This window comes from Frankia sp. CoWAU3, assembly GCF_977971855.1.
Map to the genome: position 1 here is coordinate 21,677 of NZ_CDWWXB010000004.1, position 1,813 is coordinate 23,489.

Below are 1,813 nucleotides of genomic sequence, written 5' to 3' on the forward strand. Positions count from 1 at the left end.
CCGCCGGCCGGCAGGCCGGTCCGCGCGGCCAGACCGATCGGGTCGGCGCCGAGGCTGCCCGTGAGCTGCGAACCGGGCAGGCCGCGGGCGGCGACGAGGCCGAAGAACTCCTCGGCGGCCGCGGCGGTGAGCTCCCCCGCGTCCAGCACGATCGGCGCGAGGTCGAGGTAGACCTCGCGCAGCACCGCACCGAGCCCGCCGATCGGCAGACCGGCGGGCCCCAGCCGCAGCCAGAGCGAGGTGGCGCCGTTCTCCAGATCGGCGAGGACCGCTTCGGCGGCGAGCGTGGCATCGGGGTTGTCATGCAGCGCGCGGACATCCCAGCCGCCGGTGCCCGCGCCCTGCGCCCGCCCACCCCGCACGAACGGGGCGAACCCCGGCAGGCCCACCCCGCCGGCGGGGGTGTTCTCGGCGATGTAGAGCGGACGGATCCGCAGACCGTCGTAGGTCCGCGTGGCCAACAGCTCCTCGACTTCGCCGGGAGTAGTCGCCTCGGTCGCCACGCCGGACTTGCGCAGCACCTGCAGGACGAGCGTCTGCCAATCGGCGCGCGTCGCCTCCGGAAAGTCTGCGGCCAGCGACAACCCGGCCGATGGAACGCTCATGTTCCGGATCGTAGGCCCGGGGGGCCCAGGCGGCCTGGAATGTACTTCCCGTCACAACGCCTTGCGCGCGTTTCGCCGGATCGTGTCCCTGCTCACGATGCCCACAGCCGCTCAGCCACCGCGGCTGTGCCGGCGGCGGACGCCTCAGCGACCACTCTGGACGCCTCGGCCCGCTCGGCCGCCCGCGCCGCCAGGACCCGGGTCACCGCCGAGACGACCCGCTCCGGATGCCAGGTCACGTCGGCCACGCTGAAGCGCAGCACCGTCCAGCGCAGCGCGGCGAGGATGTTGCCGCGATGACGGTCCTGGTAGATCATCGCCGGCGGGCTGGTGGCCGAGAAGGTGTCCGCCTCCACGTCGAGTCGCTGCGCAGGCCAGGCGAGATCCAGCCGGGTGATGATCTGGCCGGTCCCGTCCATGACCGGCCACTGCAATTCCACGGGCGCGAGCCCGTTGTCGGCCAGCAGCAGCCGCAGCCGGGTCTCCAGGGGGGTCTCGGCCCGGCCGTCGGCCAGCGACCACCAGTCGGTCGTCTGCCGGAAACCGCGCCGCCCCTCGGCTGCCGCCCGTGCCCCCGCCAGGCTCGGCACCAGGCCGCGGTGCAGGGCTGCGCCAGGTGGGCGACCGCCACCTCACGCGACTGGGCGGCCAGCACGAGATCCGCCAGCGTCCGCTCCGGCGAGGTGAGTGGGATCCCACCCAGCTCGACGCGCTGGTCGACGTCGAGATCGCTGAAGTGCAGCCGGATCCCGCGCGGCTGGGCCCGGGTCTGCCGAGCCGGAAGAAGAAGGTGCACGGGTTCGGCGGAGCTTTCCGGAACCTCGAGCGGAAAACCGTGGAGCCGGGCGGCGGTGATCCCGCAGACGACGGCTCGGGGACGCCCGATGAGCGCGGCCCGTACCCGTGCCGAAAATGGCGAGAAGAAGACCGGGAGAATCGGCGTTGTATTTTCACCGCCGACGACCGACGCCGCGTGTCCGGGGCCCGCGGTGATGGCACCATGGCGCTTTCTTCGTCGGCACGCGACGTCGTTCCGGACAAGTCCGGCGGATTCCTTCTCCCGGATTTCAGAATGCTCGGCGCGCCGCCGGCCCCCCGGCCGCGGGACGTCGTCGACGGAGCCGGGGAGCTCCGTCGGGCCGAGAGGTACGACGAAGACACCGCGCACCGGATGGCTCCACTGGCCAGAGTGGACGAGCTGGCGCAGC

The 1,813-nt window shown here is 73.0% G+C and carries 2 protein-coding genes and 1 pseudogene; 1 reads left to right on the forward strand and 2 read right to left on the reverse strand.

Features of this window, described 5'->3' with window-relative positions; genetic code table 11:
* Together AC08ON_RS01125 and AC08ON_RS01130 are read right to left on the reverse strand one after the other, a co-directional pair.
* Positions 1 to 605: pseudogene (locus AC08ON_RS01125) on the reverse strand (methylmalonyl-CoA mutase); the annotation flags it as partial.
* A gap of 92 nt (positions 606 to 697) precedes the next feature.
* Positions 698 to 1,195: an endonuclease domain-containing protein gene (locus AC08ON_RS01130; RefSeq protein ID WP_476606067.1), complete on the reverse strand. Its 498-nt coding sequence runs from the start codon at positions 1,193 to 1,195 to the stop codon at positions 698 to 700.
* Between the two features lie 410 nt (positions 1,196 to 1,605).
* Here AC08ON_RS01130 and AC08ON_RS01135 point away from each other — a divergent pair.
* Positions 1,606 to 1,813, forward strand: a 208-nt coding sequence (locus tag AC08ON_RS01135; RefSeq protein ID WP_476616307.1) for a hypothetical protein, incomplete at its 3' end; no start/stop codon positions are given.